Annotated in this window: 19 protein-coding genes, 4 tRNA genes and 1 riboswitch; of the genes, 10 read left to right on the plus strand and 13 right to left on the minus strand. The window is 74.2% G+C overall.

Going from position 1 to position 20,480, the window contains the following annotated elements:
- Positions 1 to 156 precede the first annotated feature (156 nt).
- The 4 genes from RI554_02870 to RI554_02885 all read right to left on the minus strand — a co-directional run bounded on the left by RI554_02870 (position 157) and on the right by RI554_02885 (position 620).
- Positions 157 to 231, minus strand: a tRNA-Thr gene (locus tag RI554_02870).
- 48 nt (positions 232 to 279) lie between these two features.
- Positions 280 to 355, minus strand: a tRNA-Gly gene (locus RI554_02875).
- A 68-nt stretch (positions 356 to 423) separates the two neighbouring features.
- Positions 424 to 509, minus strand: a tRNA-Tyr gene (locus tag RI554_02880).
- Between the two features lie 35 nt (positions 510 to 544).
- A tRNA-Thr gene (locus RI554_02885) sits at positions 545 to 620 on the minus strand.
- Between the two features lie 188 nt (positions 621 to 808).
- Between RI554_02885 and RI554_02890 the strand changes: the two genes are divergently transcribed.
- The 6 genes from RI554_02890 to RI554_02915 all read left to right on the plus strand — a co-directional run bounded on the left by RI554_02890 (position 809) and on the right by RI554_02915 (position 5,776).
- The gene (locus RI554_02890; protein MDR9390953.1) at positions 809 to 1,285 is read left to right on the plus strand and encodes a twin-arginine translocase TatA/TatE family subunit; all 477 of its coding nucleotides are present in this window, start codon (positions 809 to 811) and stop codon (positions 1,283 to 1,285) included.
- 82 nt (positions 1,286 to 1,367) lie between these two features.
- Positions 1,368 to 2,099, plus strand: a complete 732-nt coding sequence (gene tatC, locus RI554_02895) for a twin-arginine translocase subunit TatC (GenBank protein ID MDR9390954.1) — start codon at positions 1,368 to 1,370, stop codon at positions 2,097 to 2,099.
- Positions 2,071 to 3,171, plus strand: coding sequence for a bifunctional 3-deoxy-7-phosphoheptulonate synthase/chorismate mutase (locus RI554_02900; protein MDR9390955.1), 1,101 nt, complete (start codon positions 2,071 to 2,073; stop codon positions 3,169 to 3,171). Before tatC ends, RI554_02900 begins: the two co-directional genes overlap by 29 nt.
- Positions 3,172 to 3,217: 46 nt before the next feature.
- Positions 3,218 to 4,210: a 4Fe-4S binding protein gene (locus tag RI554_02905; GenBank protein MDR9390956.1), complete on the plus strand. Its 993-nt coding sequence runs from the start codon at positions 3,218 to 3,220 to the stop codon at positions 4,208 to 4,210.
- Between the two features lie 8 nt (positions 4,211 to 4,218).
- Positions 4,219 to 4,461 (plus strand): hypothetical protein, encoded by a 243-nt coding sequence (locus tag RI554_02910; GenBank protein MDR9390957.1) that lies wholly within the window; start codon positions 4,219 to 4,221, stop codon positions 4,459 to 4,461.
- Between the two features lie 49 nt (positions 4,462 to 4,510).
- Complete coding sequence (locus RI554_02915) at positions 4,511 to 5,776, plus strand: acyl-CoA dehydrogenase family protein (protein MDR9390958.1); 1,266 nt, start codon at positions 4,511 to 4,513, stop codon at positions 5,774 to 5,776.
- Positions 5,777 to 5,881: 105 nt separating this feature from the next.
- On the opposite strand, the gene RI554_02920 is transcribed toward RI554_02915, so the two are convergent.
- From RI554_02920 to RI554_02930, 3 genes are all read right to left on the minus strand, one after another.
- Positions 5,882 to 6,199 carry a hypothetical protein gene (locus RI554_02920; GenBank protein ID MDR9390959.1) on the minus strand — a complete coding sequence of 106 codons (318 nt, stop codon included), beginning with the start codon at positions 6,197 to 6,199 and terminating at the stop codon, positions 5,882 to 5,884.
- Positions 6,200 to 6,201: 2 nt separating this feature from the next.
- On the minus strand, positions 6,202 to 7,080 hold the full coding sequence (locus RI554_02925; protein ID MDR9390960.1) for a hypothetical protein: 879 nt from the start codon (positions 7,078 to 7,080) through the stop codon (positions 6,202 to 6,204).
- A gap of 64 nt (positions 7,081 to 7,144) precedes the next feature.
- Positions 7,145 to 9,466 carry a DEAD/DEAH box helicase gene (locus RI554_02930; protein ID MDR9390961.1) on the minus strand — a complete coding sequence of 774 codons (2,322 nt, stop codon included), beginning with the start codon at positions 9,464 to 9,466 and terminating at the stop codon, positions 7,145 to 7,147.
- A 90-nt stretch (positions 9,467 to 9,556) separates the two neighbouring features.
- On the opposite strand from RI554_02930, the gene RI554_02935 reads away from it, so the two are divergent.
- The 3 genes from RI554_02935 to RI554_02945 all read left to right on the plus strand — a co-directional run bounded on the left by RI554_02935 (position 9,557) and on the right by RI554_02945 (position 13,265).
- On the plus strand, positions 9,557 to 10,786 hold the full coding sequence (locus RI554_02935; protein MDR9390962.1) for a glycosyltransferase: 1,230 nt from the start codon (positions 9,557 to 9,559) through the stop codon (positions 10,784 to 10,786).
- Positions 10,787 to 10,880: 94 nt separating this feature from the next.
- Complete coding sequence (locus RI554_02940; protein ID MDR9390963.1) at positions 10,881 to 12,077, plus strand: NAD-dependent epimerase/dehydratase family protein; 1,197 nt, start codon at positions 10,881 to 10,883, stop codon at positions 12,075 to 12,077.
- Between the two features lie 15 nt (positions 12,078 to 12,092).
- Entirely contained in the window at positions 12,093 to 13,265 is a 1,173-nt protein-coding gene (locus RI554_02945; GenBank protein MDR9390964.1) for a glycosyltransferase family 1 protein, read from the plus strand.
- On the opposite strand, the gene RI554_02950 is transcribed toward RI554_02945, so the two are convergent.
- Genes RI554_02950 through RI554_02960 form a run of 3 tightly spaced genes read right to left on the minus strand, consistent with a single transcriptional unit; the run spans position 13,252 to position 15,978 of the window.
- Positions 13,252 to 14,013 carry an ABC transporter ATP-binding protein gene (locus RI554_02950; protein MDR9390965.1) on the minus strand — a complete coding sequence of 254 codons (762 nt, stop codon included), beginning with the start codon at positions 14,011 to 14,013 and terminating at the stop codon, positions 13,252 to 13,254. The two genes, RI554_02945 and RI554_02950, sit on opposite strands and share 14 nt — an antisense overlap.
- A 13-nt stretch (positions 14,014 to 14,026) precedes the next feature.
- Positions 14,027 to 15,055 carry an iron ABC transporter permease gene (locus tag RI554_02955; GenBank protein MDR9390966.1) on the minus strand — a complete coding sequence of 343 codons (1,029 nt, stop codon included), beginning with the start codon at positions 15,053 to 15,055 and terminating at the stop codon, positions 14,027 to 14,029.
- Between the two features lie 17 nt (positions 15,056 to 15,072).
- A complete protein-coding gene (locus RI554_02960; protein MDR9390967.1) occupies positions 15,073 to 15,978 on the minus strand; it encodes an ABC transporter substrate-binding protein in 906 nt (301 codons plus the stop codon).
- A gap of 157 nt (positions 15,979 to 16,135) precedes the next feature.
- Positions 16,136 to 16,200: riboswitch (cobalamin riboswitch) on the minus strand.
- 79 nt (positions 16,201 to 16,279) lie between these two features.
- Here RI554_02960 and zapE point away from each other — a divergent pair.
- Positions 16,280 to 17,305, plus strand: coding sequence for a cell division protein ZapE (gene zapE / locus RI554_02965; GenBank protein ID MDR9390968.1), 1,026 nt, complete (start codon positions 16,280 to 16,282; stop codon positions 17,303 to 17,305).
- 27 nt (positions 17,306 to 17,332) lie between these two features.
- Here the strand turns inward: zapE and RI554_02970 are convergent, their stop codons facing one another.
- Genes RI554_02970 through RI554_02980 form a run of 3 tightly spaced genes read right to left on the minus strand, consistent with a single transcriptional unit; the run spans position 17,333 to position 20,414 of the window.
- Complete coding sequence (locus RI554_02970) at positions 17,333 to 18,454, minus strand: ABC transporter ATP-binding protein (GenBank protein ID MDR9390969.1); 1,122 nt, start codon at positions 18,452 to 18,454, stop codon at positions 17,333 to 17,335.
- Positions 18,451 to 19,731, minus strand: a complete 1,281-nt coding sequence (locus RI554_02975; protein ID MDR9390970.1) for a lipid-A-disaccharide synthase-related protein — start codon at positions 19,729 to 19,731, stop codon at positions 18,451 to 18,453. The genes RI554_02970 and RI554_02975 overlap by 4 nt, the downstream gene beginning before the upstream one ends.
- A gap of 56 nt (positions 19,732 to 19,787) precedes the next feature.
- Positions 19,788 to 20,414: a methyltransferase domain-containing protein gene (locus tag RI554_02980; GenBank protein ID MDR9390971.1), complete on the minus strand. Its 627-nt coding sequence runs from the start codon at positions 20,412 to 20,414 to the stop codon at positions 19,788 to 19,790.
- Positions 20,415 to 20,480 lie beyond the last annotated feature (66 nt).

Here is a 20,480-nt window from a genome sequence, read left to right on the forward strand (position 1 = left end):
ATCGTCCCAACATTCACATGCGGCTTCGTACGCTCGAACGTTTCCTTCGCCATGACAGCGTCCTTTCGTCGTCGCCGCCCGGGGGATGTGGGGCCGGTGCGGCGCACATCACCCCCACGCCGGTCGGCGGGGAGGTGGATTCCTGGGGCCGGAAAGTGGAGCTCGTGGACGGACTTGAACCGTCGACCTCTCCCTTACCAAGGGAGTGCTCTACCGCTGAGCTACACGAGCCTACCGGGACCCGGGCAGGGATCGGCGGCCTCGGAGGGCCGACGAACCTGGAGCGGGAGACGGGATTCGAACCCGCGACATTCAGCTTGGGAAGCTGACGCTCTACCAACTGAGCTACTCCCGCACGGGACGAGGCCGGAACCTCGGACCCGGGTCGAACCGCACCGCGCACGGTGCGGCCGGTTCCTGGCGTGGTGGGCAGGGCTGGATTCGAACCAGCGTAGGCCGAAGCCAACGGATTTACAGTCCGTCCCCTTTAACCACTCGGGCACCTACCCATGCGCCCGGAACCGCGGAAGCGCGAACGACGTCGTGGAGCCACCCATCGGAATCGAACCGACAACCTTCCGATTACAAGTCGGATGCTCTACCAGTTGAGCTAGGGTGGCATCCTCCTCGCGGGCGAAACCGCGCGCTGCTGCGCGTCCGAAGTGAAAATCTAGCACGCCTCTTTTCGGCCTGTCAACGCGCGCCGGAGCCGCCTCCGACGGCCGTCCACCCCACCCGCCGGCGGCGTCGAACGGACGGCCGAACGTCCCGCACGCGGGTGGTAGAGTCCGCCTCAGGAGGTCATCGCATGCGCATCGGTCCACTCGGCGTTTGGGAACTGCTCATCATCCTCGTCGTCGTCCTGCTGATCTTCGGCCCGCGCCGGCTGCCGGAGATGGCCAAGGGCCTCGGCCAGTCGGTCCGCGAGTTCCGCAAAGGCATCCGCGACATCCGCAACGACTTCGAGGAGGGCGAAAAGGGCGACGACGCGCCGCCCACCGCCGCCCCCAACGCCGCATCGCAGACGCAGGCCGCCGCCGCCCAGGCGGGCCAGGCCCCACCCCCACCCACGCAGGGCGCCCCCGCGCCGGCCCCCACCCCGGCGGCCACCGCCGCACCCCCCGACGCGTCCACCGCCGCGGACGCCGCCCCCGAAACGCCGGCCGAACCGGCCGCCGCCGAGGACGCGGCGCCCGCGACCGACGACGCCGCGCAGGACGACGGCACGCGGGACGAGACCGCACGGGACGAGACCACGCAGGACGAGAAGGCCCGCGACGCCTGAGCGGGCCTCCCGCCGACGCGTGAACGGCGTCGCGCTCCGCCTCCGCGGGGCGCGACGCCGCGCCGCCTAGGACCGACCGATCATGGCCATGTCCCTCATCGACCACTTCGCCGAGCTGCGCAACCGGCTCTTCGTCGCGCTCGGCGCGTGGGTCGTGGCGGCCGGCGCCGCGTTCGCCATCCGCTTCCAGCTGCTGGCGTGGCTGCAGGCCCCCCTGCCCGACGCGATGTCGCTGAACTACTTCAGCATCCTCGAGCCGTTCGTCGTCAGCATGCAGATCGCCTCGTTCGCCGGCGTCGTCATCGCCTCGCCCGTCATCGTCAGCCAGATCTGGGCGTTCATCGCCCCCGGCCTCTACCCCGAGGAACGTCGCTACGCGGTGCCGTTCATCCTGTTCACCGCCCTCGCCTTCGCGACCGGCGTCGCCTTCGCGTACTACGTCGTCCTGCCCTTCACGATCCCCATCCTGCTCGGCTTCCTCGGCGACGAGGCGCAGGGCCTGCTGTCGATCGGGCGCTACATCTCCGCCCTCCTGACCCTGATGGGGGTCTTCGGCGTGATGTTCGAAATGCCGGTCCTCGGGTACCTGCTCGCCCGCCTCGGTATGCTGCGCGCGGAGCCGATGCGCAAACGCCGCCGCTGGGCGATCGTGATCGGGCTCGTGCTGGCCGCCGTCATCACGCCGACCGCCGACCCCTTCAACTTCGCCCTCGTCGCCGGACCGCTGGTACTGCTCTACGAACTCACCATCCTCGTCGTGCGCGTGTCGCAACGAAAGGAACGCCATGGAACCGAAGATCCGAGACCTTCGTAAGCAGATCGACGCGCTGAACCTCGAGCTCCTCGAGAAGCTCTCGGAGCGCGCCGCCATCGCCGAGGCGATCGGCGAACTCCAGACGCAGGCCGGGGCCTCGCACTACGACCCCGTGCGCGAAGCGGAGATGCTCGAGGCGTTGACCGCCGCCAACGCGGGGCCGTTCGACGACGCGACGGTGAAGAGCCTCTTCAAACAGATCTTCCAGGCGTCGATGCACCTCGAGAACGAGGCGGACAAGAAGAGCTACCTGACCTCCCGCCGCAGCGACGGCCAGGACACCGTCGTCCGCGTCCGCGACGTGCCGATCGGGGGCGAGCACGCCCCCGTCCTGATCGCCGGCCCGTGCGCCATCGAGTCGCGCGAGCAGGTCGGCGCCACCGCCGACAAGCTCGCCTCCGTCGGCGTCCCGCTGTTGCGCGGCGGCGCCTACAAGCCCCGCACCGACCCCTACTCCTTCCAGGGGCTCGGCGTCGAAGGGCTCGAACTCGGCCGCGCCGCAGCCGACGCGCACGGCATGGGCTTCGTCGCCGAGATCATGGACGCGCGCGACCTCCCCGCCTTCGAGACGCACGTCGACATGCTGCAGATCGGCGCGCGCAACATGCAGAACTTCACCCTCCTCAAGGCGGTCGGTCAATCCCGCACGCCGGTCCTGCTCAAGCGCGGGCTGTCCGCGACGATCCAGGAGTGGGTCATGGCCGCGGAGTACCTGCTGCACGAGGGCAACACGAACGTCGTCCTGTGCGAGCGCGGCATCCGCACGTACGAACCCAGCACCCGCAACACCCTCGACCTGTCCGCCGTCGCGCTCGCGAAGCAGGAGACGCACCTCCCCGTCGTCGTCGACGTGACGCACTCCGGCGGTCGCCGCGACCTGCTGACGCCGCTGACGAAGGCCGCGCTCGCGGTCGGTGCCGACGGCATCATGCTCGAGGTGCACCCCAACCCCGCCGTCGCCCTGTCCGACCAGAAACAGCAGATCGACTTCGAGACGCTCGACGCCTACCTCGAAGCGACCGGCTACGACACGAAGCTCAGCCCCGAACGCCACGAGGTGTACGGCTTCTGACCCGCCGGCCCCGCCCGGCGTGCACCCCCCGGAAGGAGGTCGGACCGTGGACGATCTCCTGAAGTTCGCCAGCCGTCTGGCCGACGTCCGCCCCGACTACGCCAGCAACCGCTGCCTCGCCGTGCGGCAGTCCCCCGCCGCCTGCACCCGCTGCGCCGACGTCTGTCCGCACGACGCCGTCACCGTCCGCGGACGCGGCGTCGAGATCGACGAGGTCGACTGCAGCGGATGCGGGCTATGCGTCCAAGCCTGCCCCTCGGGCGCGCTGGAACCGAAGGTCCGCTACGACCCCGGCCGGCCCGTCAAGTGCTCCGAGGTCGACGGCGACGCGCAGACCGTGCACTGCCTCGGTCGCTTGCAACCCACCGACCTGCACCGACTCCTCCGCGGGCGGTCGACGTTGATCCTCGCGCACGGCGACTGCGCCACCTGCCCCATCGGCGGGCAGGCGGTCCTCGACGCGATCCACGCCGTCGCGGACGACGCCCGCGCGCTCCTCACGCTACGCGGCGGAGAGGGGGAGATCCGCGTCGAGCAGCGCGAGAGCCTCGACGACGAAGAAACGCAGGAACGCGTCAGCCGGCGCGCCCTGCTGCGCGGCGGTTGGCGGGGCCTCGCGAGCGGCGCTTCGGAGGTCCTCGCCCCCCTCGACCCCGGAGGGCAGGAGGGCGAAATGCCGCTCGAGGCGGCGCGCCGCTGGCGCGCCCTCGAGCTCGCCGACCTCGCGCCCGACGACCCCGTCCCCTGGCCGCTCCCCGTCGTCGACGACGCCTGCATCCTGTGCCCCGTCTGCACCCGCGTCTGCCCCACCGGCGCGTTCTCGCGGACGTTCGACGACGACGGTGGCGGCGCCCTGTGGCTCGAACCCTCGGCGTGCGTGGGCTGCGACGCCTGCGTCAGCGCCTGCCCCGTCAACGCCATCGAGATGGACCCCACGCCGCCCTGGTCGACCGCCGGCGGGGGCACGCGCGAGGCGTACCGCAAGCCGGGCCGCGACCCGGCCGCCGGCACCGTCGCGCGCGACGCGCCGGGAGAGTAGACTCGGGCATGACGGTCGACGATTGGGTGTTCGAGGCGCTGGACCGTGCCGGCGGCCGCGGTGCCGACGTTCGCGAGGTGCAACGCTGGATCGACGAACGCCACGGGGAGGAGCTGGCGGTCGACACGATCGACGCCGCGCTCGCCGACCTCGTCGCCGCCGGCCGCGCCGAAACGCGCGGCGGTGGACGCTACGCCGTCGTTCGTTCAGGCGGGGGCGCCGACGCCCTCAAGAAGCTGTTCGGCGAATGAGGCCGACCCCCCGCGGCGCACGCCGCCGCGCGACACCCGGAGGATCCGCATGAGCGACACGACCGCCGACCCGCCCGCGACCCCCCAGCCGGCCGCGTCCGCACCGACCGCCGCGCCGACCTCCACGCCCCCCGCCGCGCCGCCCATGACGCGCCGCGAGGTGGAGGACGCCTTCGACCTCGACGCGCTCTACACCCCCGAGGAACGCATGATCCGCGACGCGGTCCGCGAGTACGTTCAGAGCGAACTCGCGCCGCACGCCGGCGAGTGGTGGCGCGACGGCGTCTTCCCCGAGCACCTCCCCCGCGCCTTCGGGGAGATGGGGATGCTGGGCGTCGCGATCCCCGAGGCGTACGGCGGCGCCGGCGCCAGCGCCACCGCCTACGGCCTCGTCAACCGCGAGGTGGAGGCGGCCGACAGCGGCCTCCGCAGCTTCGTCAGCGTCCAGTCGAGCCTCGTGATGTGGCCCATCCTCACGTACGGCTCCGAGGCGCTCAAGAAGGCCTGGTTGCCGCGCCTCGCGACCGGCGAAGCGATCGGCTGTTTCGGCCTCACCGAACCGGACGCCGGCAGCGACCCGGGCGCCATGACGACGCGTTGCCGACGCGTCGGCGACGACTGGGTGATCCGCGGCACGAAGCGCTGGATCACCAGCGGCACCCGCGCCGACGTCGCCATCGTCTGGGCCCGCGACGAGGACTCCGGCCGCGTCCTCGGCTTCGTCGTCGAGACCGACCGCGAGGGCTTCCACGCCGAGGACATCAAGACCAAAGCGTCGATGCGCCTCTCCGTGACCAGCGAACTCCACCTCGACGACGTCGCCGTCCCCGACGCGAACCGCCTCGACGTCGTCGGGTTGAAGGGCGCCCTCTCGTGCCTCAGCCAAGCGCGGTTCGGCATCGCCTTCGGCGTCCTCGGTGCGGGCTTCGCGACCCTCGACGAGGCCATGCGCTACCTCGAGGAGCGACCGGCGTTCGGGGAGCCCCTCACCGGCAAACAGCTGGTGCAGGCCAAGCTCGCCGACATGTGGAGCGAGCTCACGAAGGGCAGCCTCCTCGCCCACCGTCTCGGCCGCCTCAAGGACGACGGCGCCGTCACCCCGACGCAGATCAGCATGGCGAAACGCGACAACGTCCGCGCCGCCCTGCAGGCCGCCCGGCACGCCCGCGACCTGCTCGGCGGGAACGGCATCACGACCGAGTACGGCGCGATGCGGCACATGAGCAACCTCGAGACGGTCTCCACCTACGAGGGCGCCGACGCCGTCCACACCCTCATCCTCGGGCGGGCCCTCACCGGCCGCGCCGCCTTCTGAGGCGACGCCCGACCGGGCGCCCCGCGCGTCCCGGTCACGGCACGGCCCGCGGGCCCGGCCTCGGCCGGGCCCGAAGCGAAGGTCCGTACCGGACGGCGGGCCGGGTCAGGCGGTGACGAGCCACGCCCCGAACGCCACCGCCGCGCCGTACGCCGCGCGCGCGACGTGGTTGCGCGCCACCACCCGCGTCGCCAACGACCGGGCGGTCCACCACGACACGCCGGACGCCAGCGCGGCGCCCGCCCCCAGCCACGCGACGCCCGAGCGAAGCTCGTACGCGACGGCGACCGCGCCGACCATCAACAGCGCCGCAGCCGCGAGATGCGTCCACGCCAACGCCCGCGCGCGGTGCACCAACGTCCACGCCCCGAACGTCGACACGCCGGCGTAGGCGATCGCGAACGCCGCGACGACCCACGGCACGCTCAGCCCTCCGCCTCGACGGCGCCCGCCTCCGCCGCGGCGGCCTCGGGCGTGAAGCGGTCGGTGACCGCGACCTCCTCGACGTCCCGCCGCGCGAGCGACCGGACCTTCCGCGCGAGCCACGCGTCGGCGCCGGACGTCGGGTCGACCTCCACCACGAACCGCGCGACGTCGGGCCGGCGGGCGAGACGCCGCACCGCCCCGAGCACCTCGGCGTCGCTCGGGGCGAGCTTCGGATCGACCCGCCACCCCTCCGCCCGCAGCTCCGCGGGGGGAAGGGCGTACATCGCCAACACCCGCTCCCCCGCCTCGGTCCGCACACCGGGCGCCACCCGCGCATCGGTCGGCGCGTGGTGCCAGGGCTGCCCGACCCAACCGACCGCCGCCCGCGCGCCGTCGCGCGGTCCGGGCAGGCCCGGCGCGGGGGGCGGGTGCGCGTCGGCGCGGTGCGTCTGCCACGCGCGACGCACGAGCCCCGCGGACGGGTTCACCCGCCCGAGGAGCGAGATGGCGGTCGTCTCCACGGCGTCCGCATCGAGGTCGGTGGGGACCGCCACCAGCGGCGGGAGGCCCGGCAGGATCTGCGCGAGGGCGCCCGGCAGGTCGGCGACGAACGGGTCCTGCGCCCCCCCGCGCGCCCCCTCGTAGCCGGCGTTGACCGACGGCACCACCAGCAGGTCGGCGCCGGACAGGGCGAGCGCCTCCGCCGCCGCCCGCCGGAAGGCGAGACCGGGGACCTCCGCGACGCGCGGGTCCACCCACGCCGCCGCGACGGCGTCGGGTTCGGCGTCGACCACGTCGGCGTCGGCGGCGGCGAGCAACCGCGCCCAGAAGGGGCCGTAGCGATGCCAGAGCAGGGAACGAACGAAACCGACGCGCACGGCGGAAGGGTAGCACGGCGTCCGTCGCGCCCCACCGCCGCGCGGGCCGGCGGTCGGGCGCGGCTCAGGCGTCCAGGACGGCGCTCGTCGCGCCCGCCTCGAGCGCCTCCAGCGTCGCGTCCGCGAGGTCGGCGGCGGCGTCCTTGTCGAGGTACTGGTTGCCGTTGCCGCACTTCGGGGACAACACGCACCGCGGACATCCCGCCGTGCACGGACAGCTGCGGAGGCGGTCGCGGGCCGCCCCGATCCAGCGACGCCACTGGTGCGCGCCCGCCGCGGCGTACCCGACGCCGCCCGGCGCGCCGTCGTACACGAACAACGCCGGGATCCCCAGGTCGGGATGGAGGGGGTAGGAGACGCCCCCGACGTCGGCGCGTTCGCACAGGACGAACGCCGGCAACAACCCGATCATCGTGTGCTCGAGCGCGTGCATCGCCGACGGAAACCGCGCCGGCGCGACCGCGCCGGTCGCCTGGATCGCGGCGTACTCGATCCACACCGCCTGCGTATCGAACTGCGCGGGCGGCAGGTCGAGGGGGCGTTCCTCCAGCACCGCGCCGGTCCGCGCCCGCTTGCGAACGTAGCCGTGCACCACCTCCGAGACGCGGACGCGTCCCACCCGAAGGCCCGCCGGCAACGCCAACGCCGCCGCCAGGTCGGGGTCGCCGCGCCCCCCCGCATCGAGCGGATCGATGCGGGTCTCGCTCCGCACCGACGTGAACCAATCCTCGAGGTGCGGCAGCAACGTCGCGCGGCGCGCCTCGAGATCGAGCTCCACGACCAGGTAGGCGTCCCCGCGGTGCAGGTGCACCGCCCCCTCGTGCAGCTCCCGCACCGCCCGACCGACGTCGACGCTGCCGAGCGACCGCCCGTCGGGCGCGGCGACGAGGCGGACCTTCCCACCCGCCTCCCCGCGCAACGCGACCCGCCGGTGCGGGAACCACCCGCGCGCGTGGAAGCGCCCGTCGTCCCCCTCGCGAAGGCCGTCGACCGTCGCCAGGTCGAGGTCGGGCGCCAGCCACGCCTCGTCCGGCGCGACCGGCCGTTCCGCCGCGGCGCAGGGCAGGTGGGCGGCGTGCACCACCTCGTTGTGGGCGTCGGCGACCGCCGCCTCCACGGAGCCGTCGAGCAACGCATCGGGATGCGTGAGGTAGTGATCATCGAGCGGATCGTTGCCGGGCACGAGCACCGTGAGGGCCCGACCGCCGGCGCGGCCCGCCCGCCCCGCACGCTGCCAGAACGACATCGACGAGCCGGGGTAGCCGACCATCGCGACGGCGTCCACCCCCCCGACGTCCACGCCGAGTTCGAGGGCGCTGGTCGCGGCGAGCACCGTCACCTCGCCCCCCTTGAAGGCGGCCTCGATGCGGCGTCGCTCGTCGGCGTCGTAGCCCGCGCGGTAGGCGTCGACGCGCCACGCGTCGGCCTCCCCCAGGCGGGCGTGCGCGAGGCTTGCGAGGCGTTCCGCCGCCCGGCGGCTGTTGCAGAAGAACAGGCTCTTGACGTCGGCCCGGGCGAAGGCGACCGCCAGGTCGGCGGCCTCCGCGACGGGACTGCGGCGGCGCGCGTCCTCCCCGGGCCGCTCCGGCGGCACCCAGAACGCCACCTCACGCGGGGCGCGCGGCGCGTCGTCCGCCGTGACGACCGACGCCCGCCGTCCCGTCAACGCCGTGAACAGCTCGCCCGGGTTCGCGACGGTCGCGCTGGCGGTCAGCAGGCGGGGCGCCGCGCCGTACTGCGCCGCCAGGCGCAGCAACCGCCGCAGGACGTTGCCGACGTGGCTCCCGAGCACCCCCCGGTAGACGTGCAGTTCGTCGACGACGACCCACCGCAGGCGCGCCAGGAACGGCGCCCAGGCGGGATGGAACGCCAGGACGGCGAGGTGCAGCATGTCGGGGTTCGTCAGCAGCACGTCGGCGCCGTCGCGCACCCCCGCCCGCGCCTCCCGGGGGGTGTCGCCGTCGTAGCGCGCGATCCGCGCCGCGACGTCCGCCAGGCCGGCCCGCGAAGCGGCGTCGCGCAACGCCGCGAGCTGGTCCTCGGCGAGCGCCTTCGTGGGGAACAACGCGAGCGCCGTTCCGTCGCTGCGGGCGGCGTCCAGGAGCGGCAGTTGGTAGGTCAACGACTTGCCCGACGCCGTGGGGGTGGCCGCGACGACGTCGTCGCCGGCCGCCGCCCGCCGCCACGCCTCCGCCTGGTGCCGCCAGGGCGTCACGCCGAGCGCCTCGGCGAGGTCGCGCCACGGCACGTCCGGCACCGCGTCGCGGACGCCGCCGGCGCCCGGCAGGAAGGCGTCGACCGCGAGGCGCTCCGCGCCACCCTCCAGCGTCCGCAACCAGGCGTGGAACGTCGCGTGGTCGCCGGGCGGCCCGGAGCGTGAAGGCATGGGGGGAGGCTACCCCGGTGGCGTCGCGCCCCCGGCGGCGGCGGCGACGCGACCGGGCGTGGTAGCGTCGCGCCGTTCGGAGGCGCCGTCGTGACGACCTTCCTCATCGTGCTCCCGTACGCGCTCGCCCTGCCCTACGTGGGTCTGATGGTCCTCGTGATCCTCGGGCTGTTCCGGCGCGACCCCGCCGCCCGGACGGAGTCGACGGCGTCGGTCTCCGTCGTGATCCCCGCCCACGACGAGGAGGCGAGCCTCCCCGGGACGCTCGCGTCGTTGTCGGCGCAGACGTACCCCGGCGACGCGGAGTTCGTCATCGTCGACGACCGCAGCCGCGACGCCACCGCACGGATCGTCCGCGACGCCCAGGTGCACGACCCCCGCATCCGCCTGGTCCAGGTGCACGAACCCGACCGACGGCTCGCCCCGAAGGTCAACGCCGTCGCGCACGGCATCGCCGCGTCGACCGGCGAGATCATCGTGACCAGCGACGCCGACTGCCGCTACCCCGACGGGTGGCTCGAGGGCATGGTCGGCCACTTCGCCGACGACGTCGTGATGGTCGTCGGGTACGTCGAAACCACCCGCGCGCACCGGGTGGGGTCGTTCCTGCATCGCTTCGAGACGATCGACTGGTCGTCGCTGATGACGGTGTCGCGCTCGCTCACGCGGTTCGGCTGGAAGTTCGCCTCCAGCGCCAACAACCAGGCGTACCGACGCAGCGCCTTCGAGGCGGCCGGCGGGTTCGGCGCGATCGGGCGGGCCCCAAGCGGCGACGAGGACCTCCTCACGCAACGCCTCGGGCGCCTCCCGGGCAGCCGCATCGTCTTCGCCGCGACCCCCGCCACGCGGGTCCTGACGCACCCGATCGCGAGCTGGGGCGCGCTGTTCCGGCAGCGCCGCCGGTGGGTGTCGCGCTACCACCACCCGATGCACTACCACCCGGGCTTCCTGGCGTCGATCGGCCTGCTGGGCTTCCAATCGATCGCGCTGGCCGGCGCCGTCCTCGCCACCCCGTTCGTTCCATCGCTGGCGCCCTGGACGCTCGGGTTGTGGGGCGCGGAGATCGCGCTGATGACGTTCGGGGTGGGGCTCGGCGCGCTGCAGGTGGGGCGTCGCGACCTGGTGGGGCCCGGGCTGGTGGCGTGGGCGGCGCTGCACCCCTTCTTCATCGCCGCCGTCGTGATCGCGTCGCTGCTCAAGAGCGGCGAGTGGCGGGCGGGCGCCGACCCCTACCGCCGGCGCTGGCTGCAACGCCGCTGGCGGGCGTGGCGGCGGCGCCTGCGCCCCACCCCGTCCGCGGTCCGCAACGACCGTCGTTGAGGCGTCCGCTGCGGCGGGCGCGGCCCGGCCGGCCCGGGCGGAGTGGTAGCCTGCGGCGACGCACACGCGGTCCGCTCTCGAACCGGAGGTACGCATGAAGGTCTTCATTCTCGGCGGCGACGGCTTCTGCGGCTGGCCCACCAGCCTGCACCTCTCCGCCCTCGGGCACGAGGTCGTCATCATCGACAACCTCAGTCGACGCAACATCGACAACGAACTCGAGGCGGGCAGCCTCACCCCCATCCAGTACCTCGGGACGCGCCTGCAGGCGTGGAAGGAGACGACGGGGCAGGAGATCCGCTTCGAACGCCTCGACGTCGCGCGGCACTACCACCGCCTCCTGACCCTCATCGAGGAGGAACGCCCCGACGCGATCGTGCACTTCGCCGAACAGCGCGCCGCGCCGTACTCGATGAAGTCCAGCGCCCACAAGCGCTACACGGTCGACAACAACCTCAACGCGACGCACAACGTCCTCGCCGCGATCACCGAGTCCGGCGTCGACGTGCACCTCGCGCACCTCGGCACGATGGGCGTCTACGGCTACGGGACCGCCGGCATGAAGATCCCCGAGGGCTACCTCCCCGTCGAGGTCACGACCGACGATGGCGAGAAGGTCCGCCAGGAGATCCTCTACCCCCCGAACCCCGGCAGCATCTACCACATGACGAAGACGCAGGACCAACTGTTCTTCGCCTACTACGCGAAGAACGACCACCTGCGCATCACCGACCTGCACCAGGGCATCGTGTGGGGGACCCACACGAAGGAAACCGACCTCGACGAGCGGCTGGTGAACCGCTTCGATTACGACGGCGACTACGGCACGGTCCTGAACCGCTTCCTGATGCAGGCGGCGGTCGGCTACCCCCTCACGGTGCACGGGACCGGCGGACAGACGCGCGCGTTCATCCACATTCGCGACACCGTCCGCTGCATCGAGCTGGCGCTCGAGAACCCACCCGAGCGCGGCGAGCGCGTGCAGATCCTCAACCAGATGACGGAAACGCACCGCGTCCGTGACCTCGCCGAACTCGTCGCGGCGCAGACCGGTGCGGAGGTCGCCTACGTCGACAACCCCCGCAACGAGGACGCGGAGAACGACCTGCACGTCAAGAACGACCTGTTCCTTGACCTGGGGCTCGACCCCACGACCCTCGAGGGGGGCCTGCTGGACGAGGTGACGAGCGTCGCGCGCAAGTACGCCCACCGCGCCGACCTGTCCAAGATCCCCAGCACCAGCACCTGGACCGACCAGCAGAAGCCGGGCGTGCCCGGCGAACCCGCCTGAGGGTCGGGAGGTCCCGTGCGCATCGCCCTCTTCACCGAGACGTTCCTGCCGAAGATCGACGGGGTCGTCACGCGGGTCGTGCGCACCCTGGAACAGCTCCGCGCGATGGGGCACGAGGCGCTCGTGTTCGCGCCCGGGGACCCGCCGCCGGAGGTGGCGGGCCACCGGGTGGTGAAGGTCCCCAGCGTCCCCTTCCGGCCCTGGTACCCCGAGTTGTTCCTCGGGCTCCCCCGCCCCCGCATCGGCCGCGAACTCGACCGCTTCGCGCCCGACGTCGTGCACGTCGTCAACCCGGTCGTGCTGGGCTTGTGGGGGACGCTCCTGGCGCGGCAGCGGGGCCTCCCGCTCCTCGCGAGCTACCACACCGACATCACGCAGTACGCGAAACACCTGAAGTTGCCGTTCCTCTCGCCGATCTCCGACCGGTTCCTGCGCGACGTCCACAACCAGGCGCACGTCAACCTGTGCACCAGCACCCCGATGGTGAACTCCGCGCGGGGGCTCGGCATCCGCCGCGTCCGCCTGTGGCCCAAAGCGGTCGACACCGACGTGTTCCACCCCGGGCGCCGCGACGCCGCGATGCGCGACCGCCTCACCGACGGCCACCCCGACGAGGTGCTGCTGCTGTACGTCGGGCGCCTGTCGTACGAGAAGCGCCTCGATTGGTTGTACGCCCCCGTCACCTCCATCCCCGGCGTCCGCCTCGCGCTCGTCGGGGCCGGCCCCGCGGAGGCCGACCTCCGCGAACAGTTCGCGGGCACCCCGACGGTCTTCACCGGCTACCTGTCCGGCGACGCACTCGCCGAGGCGTACGCCAGCGCCGACGTGTTCGCCTTCCCCAGCGACACCGAGACCCTCGGGTTCGTCGCGATGGAGGCGATGGCGTCCGGCGTCCCCCCCGTCGGGGCGCGCGCCGGCGGCGTGCCCGACGTCATCCGGCACGAGGAGAACGGGTTGCTGTTCACGCCCGGCGACCTGGGGGACCTCACCGAGCAGCTCCGTCGCCTCGTCACCGACGACGTGTTCCGCGCACGCCTGGGGCGCAAGGCCCGCGAGGAGATGACGAAGTACGACTGGCGCGCCTCCACCGAGGCGCTCGTCGGGTTCTACACCACCGCGATCGACGTGCGGAAACGCTTCGATCCCGACCCCGACGGCGGGGCGGGGGACGCCCTCAGCCGGTCGTGACGAACGGCGGCGGGCCGGGCAGGACCCGCACCGGCGTGCGGTAGACGCGCGACAGCAACGCCGCATCCAGGATCCGTTCGGGGGGCCCTTCGCCCGCGACGCGCCCCCGGTCGAGGAGCACCAACCGATCGAAGCGCGCCACCTGGTTCAGGTCGTGCAGGACCGCCAGCACCCCCAAGCCGTCGGCGTGCGCGAGGGTCGCGGCGTGCCCCAACAGGTCCGCCTGGTAGCGCAGATCCAGGTGCGCGGTGGGTTCGTCCAGCAACAGCCACGCGGGCTCCTGCGCCAGGGCGCGCGCCAACACCACCCGCTGGCGTTCGCCCCCCGACAGCGACCCGACCGGCGTGCCGGCGAAGCGCAGCGCATCGGTCCGCCGAAGCGCCGCCTCGACCACCTCGACGTCGCGCGGCCCCTCGGACGCGAAGAAGCCCTGGTGCGGCGTGCGCCCCATCGCGACGACCGAGCGGGCGGTGAACGCCTCGGGCAGGTCCGGACGCTGCGGGACGACCGCCATGCGGCGCGCCAACGCCCGCCGGCCGTACCGCGCGATCGGTCGACCGTCCAGCGTCGCGCGACCCGCCGTGGGCCGAGCGAGGCCGGAGGCGACGTCCAGCAGCGTCGATTTTCCGGCGCCGTTGGGGCCGATCAGCCCGACGAGTTCGCCGGCCGCGACCGTCACGTCGACGCCGCGCAGGACCTCGGGCCCCGCGTCGTAGCGAAAGCGCACGTCACGCAACGCCAGGCTCACGGTGCGCCCCCCGTCACGCCGGCCGTCCGCGGCGCAGCAGCACGAGGAAGAACGGCCCACCGACCAGCGCCGTGACGATCCCGACCGGCACCTCGACGGGTGCGAGCACCGTGCGCGCCACCAGGTCGGCCAGCACGAGGAACGCCGCGCCCCACGCCAACGACAGCGGCACGAGGTCGCGGTGCTCCGGCCCGACCGCGAGGCGCACGGCGTGCGGTACGACCAACCCCACGAACCCGATGACGCCGGCCACGGCGACCGCGGCGGACGTCAGCCACGTCGCGACCCCCACGACCGCCCACACGAACGCCGTCACCGGCAACCCCAAGCGTCGCGCCGACGCCTCGCCCAGCAACAACAGGTCGAAGGCGCGACGGGCCGCGAAGCCGGCCGGCGCCGCGACGGCGAGCAGGACCCCGACGACGGCGACGTCGCGCCACTCCGCGAACGAAAAGCTCCCGAGCAGCCAGGCGAGGACGCCGGCGGTCCGCTCGCGGTCGGTGAGCATCACGAAACTCGTGGCGGCCGACAGGCTCGAACCCAACACGACGCCCGCCAACACGAGCGACACGATCGGGAGGCGGCCCCCCTGGCGGGCCAGCAGGACGGCGGTCACGACCGTCGCGAACGCGACGACGAACGCCGCGCCCGGCACGCCGAGCGCCGCGAGGCCGGCGACGCCCACGGTCCCGCCGTACACCATCGCGACCGCCGCCCCGAACCCCGCGCCGGACGCCGCCCCGAGCAGGTAGGGGTCCGCCAACGGGTTGCGGAACACCGCCTGGTAGGCGGTGCCGGCCAGCGCGAGTGCGGCCCCGACGACGGCGGCGAGGGCGACCCGCGGCGCGCGGACCTGCCACACGATCACGTCGCGGGTCCCTTCGCTCCGTCCCGCCACGCCCCGGAGGAGGGCGTCGAGCACGTCCCCGGGCGCGACGGGCACCGACCCGACGCCGACGGCGGCGACGAGCACGCCGGCGAGCGCCGCCAGCGAGCCGCCCCGCACCGCCCAACGGCGGGCGCCGCCGCCGGGGGTGCGCACCGCGTCGCGCGGGACGTTCAGCGGCGGAACCCTTCGAGCAGGTCCGCGAGGAGCGTCAACGCCTCGGGGAGGCGCGGTCCGGCGCGCGTGAGGAGGTCCACCTGCGCCTGCGTGAGGGGCACGACGCCCCCGTTCGCGACGGCGTCGATCGCCCCCCAACCGGGGCGCTCCGCGAGGGTGGCGGCGCTCTCGCCGGACGGCGCGTCGAGCAGCAGGATCACCTCGGGGTCGGCGTCGACGACGAACTCGGGATCGACCAGCGGGAAGGCGCCCAGGTCGGCCGGCACGACGTTCGCGCCGCCGGCGAGCTCGAGCAGCGTCCCGAGGTACGCCGTCGGACCGACCGTGTAGGGCGTCGCGTCGAGCTCCACGAACACCCGCGGGCGGGCGGCGCCCTCGACGCGCGCCGCGACGGCGTCGATCGCGTCGCGCATCGCGTCGACCTGCGCCTCCGCGGCGGCCTCCCGCCCGAGGAGCGACCCGACCTCGCGCAGGACCTCGGCGACCTCGTCCACCGTCTGCGGGGTCCCGACGTACGTCGCGATGCCGAGCGGCGCGAGCGCCTCGTGCAGGCCGCTGTACTCGTCGGTCAACACCAGGTCCGGCTCGAGCGCGACGATCGCCTCGACGTCCGCCTCGAAGGCGCTGCCCAGGTCGGGCAGCGCCTCGACCTCGCTCGGGTGGTTGCTGAACGTATCGACGCCGACGAGGCGGTCGCACGCCCCGACGGCGCACACCTTCTCGGTGTGGGTCGGGACCATCGCCACGACCCGCTGGGCGGGCCGCGCGAGCTGGACCTCGCGGCCCAGGTCGTCGACGACGGGCCCTTGAGCGACGGCGACCCCGAGGAGCGCCAGCGCGCCGATCGTCGCGACGACGGTGCGGACGACGGTACGGGCGACGATCAGCGTCGGGGACCCCACGGTCGTGGACCGTGGTGCGGCGTGGGCACGGGATCGGGCGATGCGCGACATCGAAGCCTCCTCGGGCTCGCGCGCGGCGGAACCGGCGCGCCGAGGGGGCGCGAGGCCTCCCGGGCGACCGCCTCGTCCGCGCGAGGGGAACGCGTCCTCGGAGGCCGGCATTCGGGCTTCCCGGGAAGGGACACCGTTGCGGGACAGCGCCGGATTCGCACCGGTCTTCCCCGACCGCCGAGGGTCGGCGCGAGGCTACCACGCGCCCCCGCGCGGCCCCGGGGCGGGCGTCCCGGGTGATAATCCCCACGTGCACGACCCGACCCGCCTCGCCGTCGCCGACCTCGCCGCCCCCACCCCGCGGGGGGCGTCGCTCGCGTCGTTCGTCCCACCCCCCCGGTTCGGGACGACCGACTTCGCCTCGTACGCCCCGAGCGACCCGACACAGGCGACCGCCCGCGACCGCGTCGCGGCCTTCGCCGAGGCCGCCGCCCAGCCCCGCCGGTCGGCGCCGTGGCGCCGCCGCCGCAGCGGGGCGGGGCTGTACCTCGACGGCGGGTTCGGGGTCGGCAAGACGCACCTGCTCGCCGCAGCGTGGCACGCCGCCCCGCTTCCCGAGGCGGCGAAGCGCTACCTGTCGTTCCAGGAGCTCGTGTTCGTGCTGGGGGTCCTCGGTCGGGACGGAGCGGCGGAGGCGTTCGCCGACGTCCGGCTGTTGTGCCTCGACGAGTTCGAACTCGACGACCCCGGCAACACCCTCCTCATCGCGACGTTCCTCCGCGGCGCGTTCGCGCGCGGCACCGACGTCCTCACGACGTCGAACACCGATCCGGCGGCGCAGGGGCGGGGCCGGTTCGCGGCGCAGGACTTCCGGCGCGAGATCCAGGGGATCGCCGACCGCTTCGAGGTCGTCCGCCTCGAGGGCCCCGACCACCGCGCCGGCCGGCGCGAGGGGGGCTGGACGCCGTCGGACGCCCTCGACGCCGCCGTGGCGTCGGCCGACGGCACGGTCGCGGTGGGGACCGGCGCGGACCTGCACGGTGTCCTCGAGCGCCACCACCCGGTCCGCTACCGCGACGTCCTCGCGGGGGTCGACGCGCTCGCGCTGCGCGACCTCGCGCCGATCGCCGGCCAGAACGAAGCGCTTCGCTTCGTGCACTTCGTCGACAAGGCGTACGACCTGGGGGTCGGCTTGCGCGCGCACGGCACGGCCCCGCCGGAGGCGCTGTTCGACGCGCGCTACCGCGAGGGGGCCTACGCGAAGAAGCACCACCGGGCGTTGTCGCGGCTCGCGGAGATGCTGGCCGATCCGTTCCCGCGCGGCGCGGCGCGCTGAGCGCCGCGCGGCCCGCGGGGCGGGTCCTCAGCCGGTCGACCCCTCGAGGGCGACCGCGACGCCGTCCGCCCGCAACCAGGCGGGGTCGCCCGGCCGCAGGTCGGAGCCGGGCCCGAGCCGCACGTACCAGCCCTCGCCCTCGGGGTCGCCCCCCTCGACGCAGCAGCGCAGCATGCGGTCGTGCCCGTAGTACTGCCGCTCGGTGATCACCACCGGCAGGCCCTCGGCCGAGGGCTCGACCCCGCCCGCCACGCGCTCCGCATTCGCCTCCCGCGGGCGCGGGGTCACGGTGAGGTCCTCCGGGCGGAGCGACACCAGCACCTGGCCCTCCGCGGCCGCATCGAGCGGCACCGTGCCGAGCGCGGTCGTCACGTGCCCGTTCTGCGCGATGCCCCGCACCAGATTCGTGCGCCCCAGGAACCCGGCGACGAACGCGGTGCGGGGCCGTCGATAGGTCGCTTCGGGCGCCCCCTCCTGCTCGAGCCGTCCGGCCCGCATGACGACCAACCGGTCGGCGAACGCCATCGCCTCCTCCTGGTCGTGCGTCACCAGCAGCGTCGTCGCGCCGCTCCGCGCGAGGATCCGTCGGACCTCCTGGCGGGTCCCCTCCCGCAACGCCGCGTCGAGGTTGCTGAACGGCTCGTCGAGGAGCACGAGGTCGGGCCCGGGCGCCAACGCCCGCGCCAAGGCGACGCGCTGTTGCTGCCCCCCGGACAGTTGCGCCGGGTAGCGGCGCGCGAAGACCGTGAGGCCGACGAGGTCCATGACCTCCCGCGCCCGTTCGCGGCGTTCGCGGCGCGACGTCCCCACCAGCCCGAACGCGACGTTCTGCTGGACGTCGAGGTGCGGAAACAGCGCGTAATCCTGGAACACGAAGCCGATCCGGCGGGCCTCGGGCGGCGTGAAGGTCGTCTCGCTCGACACCGTCCGGCCGGCCACCGCGATGCGGCCGGCGTCCGGCGCTTCGAAGCCGGCGACCAGCCGCAGCAACGTCGTCTTGCCGCACCCGGAGGGACCGAGCAGCGCGACGGTCTCGCCCGGTGCAATCCGCAACGACAGGTCGTCGACCGCGGGGTGGTTCGGATCCTGAAAACTCTTCGTCACCCCCTGGATCGCCAGGGCGTCGGGCCGCTCGCTCGCGTCGCTCACCGGGAAATCCTCGCATCCCGACCGCCGTCGTGCGCCCCTCCGGGCGACCGAGGGGGGGCGAGGTCGCTCACGACGGCGTCGGCGATGCGGGCCGCGCCGCCGGGGGCCCCCATGCGTTCGCGCCCCACCGCGCCCCGCCGCGCCCGCTCGCGCGGGTCGTGGGCGAGGGCGGCGACCGCCGCCGCGATGGCGGCCGGTGCGGACGGCACCACCTCGAGCGCGTCGCCCAACAGCCGTCGCTGCTTCGCGAGGAAGCTCGCGGGGTAGCGCGCATCGGTCGCGAACGCCACGACGGGCCGGCCCCGCCCGGCGGCCTGCTCCTGCGCGGTGCCGGACGTCCCCAGCGCCAGGTCGGCCCAGGCGAGGACCGACGCGAAGCGACCGCGGACGAGGGGGACCGCCACGTCGCCTCGCCGCCACACGACCCGGTCGTCGCCGCGAACGTCGACCGACCAGCCGGTCGGCGGGGCCGGGAAGGGGCCGGCCGCCCACGCCACCGCGCCGTGGACGTCGGGGAGGCGCACGAGCGCCTCCACCATCCGCGCGAGTGCGTCGGGGGCCTGCCCCCGCGTACCGGGCAGCAACGCGACCCGCGCGACGGGCGCGTCGGTCGCGTCACCGGCTACGTCGAGGTCGGGGTCGGGCGCGACGTCGAGGCCGTCCATCATGGGGTTCCCGAGGGCGCGTGCCGGCAGCCCCGCCGCTCGGAGGCGCACCTCGCTGGCCGCGTCCCGGGGGTGCACCGCGGCGTACGCGCGCGCCAGGAGCGCGCGCTCGAGGCCGGTGAAGCGGTCGCGGAACGCCCGCACGCCGAGACGCGCGCCGCCCGCCTCGGTGTAGGCCGAGACGAGGGTCTGGACGGCGTGGCGTCGCGCGGCGCGCGGGAGCGCGCCCAACCCGGCCGCCCACACGTCCCCGACCGCGACGACGCGGTCGACCGCGAGGCCGCGCAGGACCCGCATCTGATGCAGGGAGGTCGAGACGAGCCCCGCGCGCAGGTCGCGCGCGAGGAGGCTGGGGTGCTCGAACGTGAAGCCGCCGCTGGGGACCCGGAGGGCCGGCCCGAGCCGGCGGACGTCGAGGCCGTCGTAGGCGGCGCCGTCCCCGACCGTCGCGAAGGCGTGCAGGGTCGCGTCGGGCCGCACCGCGTGCACCGCGGCGGCGATCCGCGCCGCCACGACGTCCTCCCCGTGCCCGTTGGACACGAACAGGATCGAGGGAGACGGTCCGCAGCCGGGCGGGACGTCGGCACCGGGCGGTGGGGCGGGCGACGGCACGCGGTCGAGTGTACCGGGGCCCCGGGCCCCGGGCGCGCCCACCCCGTGGGGGCGGCTCAGACGGAGTGGCAGGGGTCGAGGCGGAGGGCCGCCATCCAGGTGACGCGCCCCCCATCGGGACTCTCGAAGTGCCGCACCTCGGGCGGCGCGAAGGCGCCGGACGCCGCGAAGAAGAGGCGCACCAGGCGCTCGTGGGCGGCGTCGTCGGAGGCGCGCCACGCGAGGACCGCCTTGGCGTCGTAGAACCGTTCGGTGTAGGCGACGGCGAAACGCCCGCCGGGCCGCACCAGTCGGGCGACCTCCTCGAACGTCGCGAGGGGACGCGTCATGTAGTGCACCGCCGCGGTGCACGTCACGGCGTCGAAGGCGGCGTCGCGGAACGGCAGCGTCGGGTGTTCGTTCAGGTCGTGCACGACCGCCTCGTGCACGTGCGGGTTCTCCGCCAGCTCGTCGGCGTTCAGGCCCAACCCCGTCACGTGGGCGTCGTCGCGGTTCAGGTGCGTCGCGACGCCCGCCATCAGGTCCAGGAGGTGGTCGCCGGGACGAAGCAGCGTCGCGTTGGCGTCGGCCACGAACCCGCGTCCCGCCGCATCGAAGTGCGACTCGTAGCGGGGCGCGTCGTAGAAGAGGGCGTCGGGGCGTTCGTCGAGGCGACGGAAGAACTCGGGGCGCAGGTCCTGCATCCCCCCGAGTAGAGCGCGGATGGGGGGACGCCCGTTAGGGCCCATCTCACGATTCCGGGGCGTCGG

It is taken from the genome of Trueperaceae bacterium, assembly GCA_031581195.1.
Taxonomy (GTDB): domain Bacteria; phylum Deinococcota; class Deinococci; order Deinococcales; family Trueperaceae; genus SLSQ01.

Coding starts and splice junctions, on each gene's coding strand:
- RI554_02890 (MDR9390953.1), top strand. CDS start 809: ATGCGCATCGGTCCACTCGGCGTTTGGGAACTGCTCATCATCCTCGTC.
- tatC (MDR9390954.1), top strand. CDS start 1,368: ATGGCCATGTCCCTCATCGACCACTTCGCCGAGCTGCGCAACCGGCTC.
- RI554_02900 (MDR9390955.1), top strand. CDS start 2,071: ATGGAACCGAAGATCCGAGACCTTCGTAAGCAGATCGACGCGCTGAAC.
- RI554_02910 (MDR9390957.1), top strand. CDS start 4,219: ATGACGGTCGACGATTGGGTGTTCGAGGCGCTGGACCGTGCCGGCGGC.
- RI554_02915 (MDR9390958.1), top strand. CDS start 4,511: ATGAGCGACACGACCGCCGACCCGCCCGCGACCCCCCAGCCGGCCGCG.
- RI554_02930 (MDR9390961.1), bottom strand. CDS start 9,466: ATGCCTTCACGCTCCGGGCCGCCCGGCGACCACGCGACGTTCCACGCC.
- RI554_02940 (MDR9390963.1), top strand. CDS start 10,881: ATGAAGGTCTTCATTCTCGGCGGCGACGGCTTCTGCGGCTGGCCCACC.
- RI554_02980 (MDR9390971.1), bottom strand. CDS start 20,414: ATGCAGGACCTGCGCCCCGAGTTCTTCCGTCGCCTCGACGAACGCCCC.